Here is an 8,235-nt window from a genome sequence, read left to right as displayed (position 1 = left end):
CAACTCTCATTTCAAAAATATTTTTTAAAAATATTCCTGCTATCCTCTCTCTCATCACTCTCTACCCCCGTTTGGGATCGCAAATATCTCACTATTTTTTGCCACTTCAATGGAAATTGAAGAATAAATTAAAGAATCATGCTAACACCCTGATGATAAAGCAAAAAAAATCTCTCCTTTCGGAAAGGAGAGATTTAATTCTAGAACCTAAGCCCCTACTAGAGCTTTCGGATTTCAATTTTTCTCCAATAAACTTTTATTCCACCTCCATCATGAATTTGAAGTAAAACGCTTCCTACTCCATCTCCAATCTTCTCATCAGAATAATCTACCATCTCCACGCCATTTAAATAGCTGGTCACTCTATCGCCTTTTACGAGGATTCTCATTTTATTCCATTCCCCAAATTTCAATGCTTTATCTTTTTCAGGATCTGGCTGAATCAGCCACCCCCTTCCATAAGACTCATATATACCCCCTGTATTGCTTCCTGGAGGTGCTACCTCCACCTGCCAGCCCGAAACCTTAGTGCCATCAACTGTAGATCGGATAAACACACCGCTATTTCCGTTTGCCTCTTGCTTAAACTCAAGGGTAAGTTCAAAGTCTTTAAACTCTTCTTCGGTACCCAAATAGCCATATTCCTTATCTGGACCACTTTCAGAAACCAACAACCCAGATTCCACATACCATTTCTCGGTACCATACACTTCCCATCCATCTAGGTTTTTACCGTTAAACAAGCTTACCTTTTTTTGAGCAAACCCAACGGATGAGATCAATAATCCAAGGACCAAAATCAAATACTTTCTCATAGCTTTCGGATTTTGATGTTTTTAAACCAAGCTTCAGCCCCGTGATCTTGAAGAGCAATCAAACCAGATTTAGCAATAGCATAGTCTGGGAATGCATCCCATTTTCCAGAATTTTTTCTTGTCTCCCAATCCTCTGAATACGGCATGAATTCTACCGTTTTCTTTCCATTAAGCCAATAGCTTGATCCCTCAGTAGAAAATACAATTCGAGAAACATTCCACTCGCCGGCTGGCTTTACTGCCCCTTCGTAGTCTGGCTCATACATAGCATAGTCCGCTCCAATGGATTGCCAGGCCTCTAACGGATCAGGAAACCCAAGCTGATCAATTACTTGATACTCCGGCCCGGTTTCATACGGTGCTTTATATTTAGGATCCTCTACGACATGATACATCACCCCGCTATTTCCTCCCTCTTCAATTTTCCATGTAAACTCCAGCTCAAACTCTTCAAACTCCATTGGACCAAAAACAATATCTCCACCGATATCGCCACCTGTGCCCAAAGCCTTCATTGCACCATCTTCAATCACCCAGCTATCTGGCAGACTCTCTCCGTTGAAAGCACGCCATCCATCCATGGATTCTCCATCAAACAGCAGCATCCAGCCTTCTCCCCTTTCATCATCGCTCAGTGTATTATCCATGACCGCGTCTTCGACTTCAGCTACTTCGGCCTCTAATGAATCCTCCACTTTATCGGAAGTTCCGCAGGACCATACCAGAAAGAGACTGGCAAAACTCAATAGTTTGATCTTATTCATATTCCTTTTGGTTTATTAAAATTGATGTTTTGGACTTAGAGGGCACTTTTGATAAATCCTACCTCTATTCAATGTCCCATATAAGATTGAAAAGTTAATTGATTTTTTTATAAAAGTCGGGAGCAATTGCAAATCTTTTCGACTAAAATCAAAGTAGCTTAGCCTAAGCTCTGAAAATATTCACTCGCAAAAACCAATCGACTTCCATACCAAGAAAATAATTCCCCATCCACCAACCTTATTTTACTATTCGGAAGCAGCTCCTTGAAATAATCCATATGCTTTTGTTTGAAGGGAAATGGTTCTGAGCTGAGCAAAAGATAATCAGGGTTCAACTTGAGAAGTTCTGCTGAATTCAATTCGGGGTAGCGAATAGTTTTTACCACATTCTCAAAACCAGCCTTTTCCAGCATATGATCGATAAAGGTTTTCTTGCCAGCGGCCATCATCGGATCATTCCATATCAAATAGACGGCTTTACCTTTTTCTACTTTCAAAGTATCAAAGCTTGCTTTGATTTTGGTATTGAGATCATCGGCAATTTTCTCCACTTTGAAAATCTTTCCCATCGTGGAGATCATGCTATAGTTATCCTCAAGAGTATAGATATCGCTTAGCCATACAGGATAACGCTCGGCTAAAAAGTTAATCCCCTCTTGATCATTCTCTTCCTTATTACCTATGATGAGATCTGGCTCAAGCTCAGCGATCTTCTCCATTCGGTAAGTTTTCGTCCCACCGATGATCGCTTTCTGTTTTCGAATCTCGCTTGGATGAACGCAAAATTTGGTCACTCCTACCAATCTATCCTCCAGGCCCAGACTCACCAAAAGCTCGGTTTGAGAAGGCACCAAAGAGATTACTCGCTTGGGAATTTCCGGAATTCGCACTAGTCTATTCAATTGGTCGCGTACCTCCATCATCCCAAAAAACCTTCTTCTAGCTGATATATTTAAAGTCGTAGCTCGGGTCAAAATCTTTGACAAACTCAAATATCAATCGAATCACCTCTTCTATATCTGCAATGCTAGCCGTCTCCACGGTGGTGTGCATATATTTTAAAGGAAGGGAAATCAAAGCAGAAGGCACCCCTTCGTTTGAATAGGCAAATGCATCGGTATCCGTACCAGTCACACGTGAAGCTGCCGAGCGTTGGAATGAAATATCTTTCTTTTTGGCCGTAGCGATAATCAGATCCAATAGTTTCTTATGTACCGACGCGCCATAAGTCAAGACAGGGCCTTTCCCAGCCACTTGCTCTCCACTAGTGATTTTGTTATACATCGGTGCTGTTGTATCATGACATACATCGGTAATCACTGCCACATTGGGCTTAATATTTTCAGCAATCATCTGAGCTCCTCTGAGCCCAATCTCTTCTTGCACGGCATTTACCACATACAACCCAAAAGGCAATTTCACACCCTCTTCTTTCAGTTTCCTGGCAACTTGGGCAATCATATATCCGCCGATTCTATTATCTAAGGCGCGACCTGAATAAAATTTACCATTCAACTCCATGAGCTCGTCTTTGAAGGTAATCACGCATCCCACGTGAATTCCCATTTTACCAACTTCCTCAGCAGATCGCGCTCCCACGTCAATAAAAATATTGTCAAGGGTCGGTGCATCTTCCTTACCATCTTTCCGGACATGAATCGCTGGCCAGCCGAAAACCCCTGGGACAATTCCACCATCCGTATGAATATTTACTCGCATGGATGGGGCGATCATATGATCCGAACCCCCATTTCTTCGGACGTAGATGTAGCCATCTGAATTGATATAGTTTACAAACCAGCTAATTTCATCCGCATGTGCCTCGATCACCATTCGATACTCGGCTTTTGGATTGATTATAGCCACAGCAGTCCCGTAGTTATCCGTGAAAGTTTCGTCTGCAAAAGGCCGAACATAATCAAGCCAAATTTGCTGACCAGAGGCTTCGAAACCTGTGGGAGAAGCGTTATTTAGATATTTATATAAAAAGGATTTAGGCTCCATTTTTTAGTATTGATAAGTGATCATTGATTCTTTTAAAGCGGAATATTTCCATGTTTCTTTCTCGGGATTTTATCCACTTTGTTTTCCAACATGGCAAAAGCTGAAATGAGTTTTTCGCGAGTTTGAGAAGGTAAAATCACCTCGTCGATAAATCCTCGATGCGCCGCACGATAAGGATTTGCAAACTTCGCAGTGTATTCATCTACCTTTTCCTGAAGCTTTGTCTCTGGGTCTTCTGCCTCTGCTATTTCTTTTTTGAAAATAATTTCCGCGGCACCCTTTGCACCCATGACTGCAATTTCGGCAGTGGGCCAAGCAAAGTTCAAATCAGCTCCGATGTGCTTGGAATTCATTACATCATACGCTCCCCCATAGGCTTTTCTTGTGATCACGGTGACTCGTGGTACTGTGGCTTCGGAAAAGGCGTAAAGCAATTTTGCTCCATTGGTGATTATCCCGTTCCATTCTTGATCTGTACCTGGAAGAAATCCGGGTACATCGACAAGTACAAGTAAAGGCACATTATAGCTATCACAGGTTCTCACAAATCTAGCCGCCTTAGTGGATGCATGATTGTCCAAAACCCCAGCCATAGATTGAGGTTGATTTCCAACGATTCCAATACTTCGGCCAGCTATTCTAGCGAAGCCTACAACGATATTATCTGCATAGTTTTCATGCACTTCCAAAAATGATTCTGAATCCACTATTCCAGCTATGGCCTCTCGGATATCGTAAGGGTGATTGGGATTATCTGGGATCAATTCATCCAAAACTGGTCTGGACTCATCCTCTTGTTTTTCATAAGGATACACAGGGGCTGTCTCCTCACAGTTTTGTGGCAAATAGCTCAAGAGCTGTTTGATATGATCAAGGCATGCAATTTCATTTGCACAGGCAAAATGCGTGACTCCGCTCTTGGTGCTGTGGGCAGAAGCTCCACCAAGCTCTTCGGCTGTTACAGTTTCTTGGGTTACGGTTTTTACCACATTGGGTCCCGTCACAAACATGTAAGACGTATTCTCCACCATCAAAATGAAATCTGTAATGGCAGGAGAATAAACTGCTCCTCCGGCACAAGGCCCCATGATTGCAGAAATTTGAGGAACCACCCCCGAGGCAAGCGTATTTCTATAGAAAATATCTGCATAACCTCCCAAAGAATTCACTCCTTCCTGAATCCTGGCTCCACCAGAATCATTTAAGCCCACAACTGGCGCTCCATTTTTCATGGCCATATCCATGATTTTGCAGATTTTCTCTGCATGGGTCTCCGAAAGAGACCCGCCAAAAACCGTAAAATCCTGAGAGAAAACATAGACTAAACGCCCATTCACCTGACCATATCCAGTGATCACTCCGTCTCCAAGATAATGCTCTTTATCCAGTCCAAAATCCTTGGTTCGATGCATTACAAACTTATCGATCTCCTGAAATGTCCCGGGATCAAGAAAAAAATCCAGACGCTCTCTGGCAGTGAGTTTTCCTTTTTTATGTTGTGCTTCAATCCTTTTTTGGCCTCCTCCTAGTAATGCTTCTTCATTCTTTTTCTGGAGTAATTCATTCTTTTCCAGTTTTGTAAGCAACTTATTCGGAGCATTTTTTGGGTCTTTCATCCGCTCGGTGGTCATTTTGGTTTGCCCAAATATAACAGGGTTTAAATCCTCTAAAAAAAATATTATTCCTATGGAGCACTTACTGTGCGAGAACCGAAAATTCTAATCGTGAGTGAGAATGCTTTATCCGGAATTCCCTTCCTACTTTTTCAAATTACTTTCTATATTCGCCCATCTAAAAAATAGGAGCTGATGAGTACTCGCAAGGCGGCAGTGATAGATATGGGGACAAATACCTTTCATCTTCTCATAGTGGAGATTGAGGAAGGGGATTTCCATACCATATATAAGGAGAAAGTTCCTGTGAAAATAGGTCAAGGGGGAATTAACCAAGACCGGCTTGAAGAAAGTGCCATAGCGCGAGCACACAACACATTGACTCATTTCAAAGCGGTCATAGACGGAGAGGGAATTACTGAAATTTTTGCCTTTGCGACGAGTGCAGTGAGAAATGCAGAAAATGGCGCTGAGTTCGTCAAGGAGGTAAAAGATAAACTCGGGATCGAAATTAATGTGATTTCAGGTGAAAAGGAGGCTCAGCTCATTTATGAAGGAATTAAGCTCTCTGGTTCTCTAAATGGGCATTGCGAATTGATGATGGACATAGGCGGTGGGTCCGTTGAGTTTATTATTGGATCTGCAAAGGAAGCCGTTTGGAAACAGAGCTTTGAAATAGGAGGCCAAAGACTTGTTGAGCTGTTTCATCACCATGACCCTATTTTGCAAAGCGAAATAGATCAAATGTCGGGTTATTTGGAAAAGAAACTTGCTCCATTGATCGCAGCACTTGACATTTATAAACCAACCGGTTTAGTCGGAGCCTCAGGTACATTTGACACCCTTACGGATATTTATTTTGAGTCCATGCTTCAATGCAAACTAACTGGACGACATGTATTTGAACTTCCGACTTCTGATTATCATCAGATCCACAAAAGCTTAATCAGTAAAACCCGAGAAGAAAGACTTGTAATCCCAGGGATGATCCCAATGCGGGTAGATATGATCGTGGTCGCTTCTTGCCTGATTGAATTTATCCTGCGATATGTGCCGGTGAATTCCATTACTTGTTCGCACTATGCGCTAAAAGAGGGGGCAATTGCTACTCTCGCCCATCGAAGCCTCGAAGAAAAGTCATGGTAAGCAATTGGCTTTCTTGAGCATCATTTAGTCTAGAACTGAATCAAGAAAATTAAAATGACCTACGCTTACGAAAAACTACACGATTTCACTTTCCAACTTTTGTGCAAAATTGGTTGTCCGCCTGACCAAGCCAAAACCGCTTCCGACGTGCTGCTCTCTGCAGACCTTAGAGGTGTAGACAGTCATGGTGTTGCTAGACTTTCGGGCTATGTTCGCCTCTGGCAAAAAGGTAGAATTAATCCAACACCAAATATCAAAATCACTTATGAAACACCCTCCACCGCTGTGGTCGACGGAGATGGGGGGCTTGGATTGGTGGTTGCTCCTTTTGCGATGAAAGTAGCAATGGAAAAAGCCGAAAAAGTGGGTACCGGTTGGGTTTCTGTAAAAAACTCCAATCATTATGGTATTGCTGGTTATCATTCTATGATGGCTTTAGAAAAGGACATGATCGGGATCTCGCTCACCAATGCGAGTCCATTGGTGGCACCTACTTTTTCCCAAGAAAGACTACTCGGCACCAATCCAATTTCTGTTGCCATTCCTGCAAAAAATCAACCACCATTCGTCGCAGATATGGCCACAACCACTGCTGCAAACGGAAAACTCGAAATATTACAGCGGAAGGGAATGGATACGCCTACTGGCTGGGTTCAAGACAAAACAGGACTTCCCACTACTTCCGCTAATGGAGTGAAGGATGGAGGAGCTTTGCTGCCGCTGGGCGGTGATCGAGAGCACGGTTCACACAAAGGATATGCACTAGGGTCTGTAGTAGATATTTTGTCAGCTGTACTTTCCGGAGCGAATTATGGTCCTTGGGTACCTCCTTTTGTAGCATTCTTAGATCCAGACCCCAATCCAGTCGGAGAAGGCATCGGGCATTTCTTTGGTGCGATGCGTGTGGATGCCTTCCGCCCTGCTGATGAATTTAAGTCTCATATGGACAATTGGATTACTCGCTTTCGCAATGCCAAGCCTACCCCAGGCAATGACAAAGTTTTGATCCCTGGCGATCCTGAGAGAGAACTTGAAGCTATTCGTATAAAAGAAGGTATTCCGCTTTTGGATCCTGTCGTGAAAGACCTGACTGAACTAGGCGAGAAGTTTGGTGTGAAGTTTTAAAGCCAACCATTCTTCAAAATTTCCATTCAGGAGTTTTTAATTTTTTCTGAAAAAACATAAGCAATCCTTATTTAGGAGGGATTTCCGACGATTCAATTCTTTGGATTACATGATTATTTACTTTCAATTTCAAGCCTTATCCACTCTTTCAAAGTCAAAGAATATCGAGAGGCCACTTTTTCCAAGGAATAATTCCCCTTCGTACAATACCTTATCTTGTTTTGAAAAAATGTTTCCCAAAAAGTCTAACTTATACTTTTAAACCTATTTGCACCGATGTCTATTTCTCCTTTACAACCAAGGCCTGTTTTCGATTCAAATCCGAAAGTGGCTAAATCCGCCATAAATCTATCGAATCTCATTATTGCAATCGAAAAAAAGAAAATTCCGGATCCACAGACTCATGCCATCAATGAAATGATTGCTGGGGTAAACGACTTCAAAGGACCCGATCAGGAGCTAAAAAAGAGCATTGATACTGCAAGAAGCGCCATACTAAAACTCCTCGAAAAAGACCTAAAAATAGTACCTCCAGCCTACTATCAAACCCTTTGGATGAGTATAGGAATGGCAGCTTTTGGGCTTCCCTTAGGAGTTGCCTTTGGAGCAGCAATAGGTAATATGGCATTTTTAGGGATCGGGATACCTATAGGGATGAGTATAGGGTTAGCCTTAGGTGCAGGGATGGATAGCAAGGCTAAAAATGAGGGTCGCCAATTGGATTATAAGGCCATATAATCCGGTACAAATCAGTAATTATTTGCTTTA

The 8,235-nt window shown here is 42.4% G+C and carries 8 protein-coding genes; 3 read left to right on the top strand and 5 right to left on the bottom strand.

The annotated features are described in order from the left end of the window. Positions 1-218 precede the first annotated feature (218 nt). From ACFOSV_RS03630 to ACFOSV_RS03610, 5 genes are all read right to left on the bottom strand, one after another. Positions 219-815 carry a 3-keto-disaccharide hydrolase gene (locus tag ACFOSV_RS03630; RefSeq protein WP_377903493.1) on the bottom strand — a complete coding sequence of 199 codons (597 nt, stop codon included), beginning with the start codon at positions 813-815 and terminating at the stop codon, positions 219-221. After that, positions 812-1,579 carry a 3-keto-disaccharide hydrolase gene (locus ACFOSV_RS03625; RefSeq protein WP_377903491.1) on the bottom strand — a complete coding sequence of 256 codons (768 nt, stop codon included), beginning with the start codon at positions 1,577-1,579 and terminating at the stop codon, positions 812-814. Before ACFOSV_RS03625 ends, ACFOSV_RS03630 begins: the two co-directional genes overlap by 4 nt. Positions 1,580-1,737: 158 nt before the next feature. Then, on the bottom strand, positions 1,738-2,502 hold the full coding sequence (locus ACFOSV_RS03620; protein ID WP_377903489.1) for an ABC transporter substrate-binding protein: 765 nt from the start codon (positions 2,500-2,502) through the stop codon (positions 1,738-1,740). 16 nt (positions 2,503-2,518) lie between these two features. Then, positions 2,519-3,583, bottom strand: a complete 1,065-nt coding sequence (locus tag ACFOSV_RS03615; protein ID WP_377903487.1) for a M20/M25/M40 family metallo-hydrolase — start codon at positions 3,581-3,583, stop codon at positions 2,519-2,521. A 32-nt stretch (positions 3,584-3,615) separates the two neighbouring features. Next, positions 3,616-5,199, bottom strand: a complete 1,584-nt coding sequence (locus ACFOSV_RS03610; protein ID WP_377903485.1) for an acyl-CoA carboxylase subunit beta — start codon at positions 5,197-5,199, stop codon at positions 3,616-3,618. Between the two features lie 192 nt (positions 5,200-5,391). Here ACFOSV_RS03610 and ACFOSV_RS03605 point away from each other — a divergent pair, with 192 nt between their 5' ends. The 3 genes from ACFOSV_RS03605 (at position 5,392) to ACFOSV_RS03595 (ending at position 8,205) form a co-directional block, all read left to right on the top strand. Beyond that, positions 5,392-6,342, top strand: a complete 951-nt coding sequence (locus ACFOSV_RS03605) for a Ppx/GppA phosphatase family protein (RefSeq protein WP_377903483.1) — start codon at positions 5,392-5,394, stop codon at positions 6,340-6,342. A gap of 54 nt (positions 6,343-6,396) precedes the next feature. After that, a complete protein-coding gene (locus ACFOSV_RS03600) occupies positions 6,397-7,467 on the top strand; it encodes an Ldh family oxidoreductase (RefSeq protein ID WP_377903481.1) in 1,071 nt (356 codons plus the stop codon). 276 nt (positions 7,468-7,743) lie between these two features. Then, on the top strand, positions 7,744-8,205 hold the full coding sequence (locus ACFOSV_RS03595; protein WP_377903479.1) for a hypothetical protein: 462 nt from the start codon (positions 7,744-7,746) through the stop codon (positions 8,203-8,205). Positions 8,206-8,235: the final 30 nt, after the last annotated feature.

The organism is Algoriphagus namhaensis (genome assembly GCF_042649705.1).
GTDB classification, from domain to species: domain Bacteria; phylum Bacteroidota; class Bacteroidia; order Cytophagales; family Cyclobacteriaceae; genus Algoriphagus; species Algoriphagus namhaensis.
The sequence above is the reverse complement of the archived record's forward strand: the minus strand, read 5'-3'. Positions and strand labels throughout refer to the sequence as shown.